This is a genomic window from Teichococcus deserti (genome assembly GCF_001982615.1).
Lineage (GTDB): Bacteria > Pseudomonadota > Alphaproteobacteria > Acetobacterales > Acetobacteraceae > Pseudoroseomonas > Pseudoroseomonas deserti.
Map to the genome: position 1 here is coordinate 1 of NZ_MLCO01000561.1, position 702 is coordinate 702.

The window sequence follows — 702 nt, forward strand, 5'->3', positions numbered from 1 at the left end:
GATGAAGGGGGTGTCGCCGGGGCAGGTCAGCCCCCAGTCGAAGCCTTGTCCGGCGGCGTGGTCGAGGCCGGCCAGGATGCCCGCCAGCGGCCCGGGGTTGCCCGGGATCGGGTCTGGCGCCACCGGCAGGCCGTAGCCGGCGAAGCGGGCCGGGTCGCCGTTCGCGTTGAGCAGCAGGGCATCGACCTGGGGGCCCAGGCGCTCGACCAGGTGCTCCAGCATGGGGCGGCCGGCGATGACCCGCAGCGGCTTGTCGCCGCCGCCCATGCGGGTGGCCAGGCCGCCGGCCAGGATGACGCCGAGCGTGCGGGTCATGCCGCGCGCTTCAGGCCAGCGCGGGCGGCGAGGAAGGCCAGGGCGCCGGCCATCAGGGCGAAGGCCAGGCCGCCGGCGACGGTCTCCTCCGCCGCGGGCAGGGCGGCGAGCAGCCAGGACGGGCCGTGCTCGGGCAGGAATTCCAGGCCGGGCGGCAGCAGCCAGCGGCCGAGAGCGAATTCGGCCGGCACCAGCAGCAGGTGGGTCAGGGGGTTGCCCAGCGCCAGGCAAGCGGCGGCGGCGGCGGGCAGACTGCCGCGCAGGAGCAGGGCGAAGAGGCCAGCGAAGAGGAGATGGGCGCCGAAGGCCGGCAGCATGGCGGCGGCGGCGCCGGCGGCGATGCCGCGGGCGACCCGCTGGGGGCCGCCGGGAGAGGCCAGCAGCCTC

Annotated in this window: 2 protein-coding genes; both read right to left on the reverse strand. The window is 77.4% G+C overall.

Annotated elements, in window-relative coordinates:
- The coding region (locus BKE38_RS30060; RefSeq protein WP_165694337.1) for an NTP transferase domain-containing protein at positions 1–315 on the reverse strand (315 nt) is incomplete at its 3' end.
- Positions 312–702 (reverse strand): DUF2062 domain-containing protein (locus BKE38_RS30065; RefSeq protein WP_076960710.1); only part of this gene is annotated, 391 nt, incomplete at its 5' end. The genes BKE38_RS30065 and BKE38_RS30060, both read right to left, overlap by 4 nt.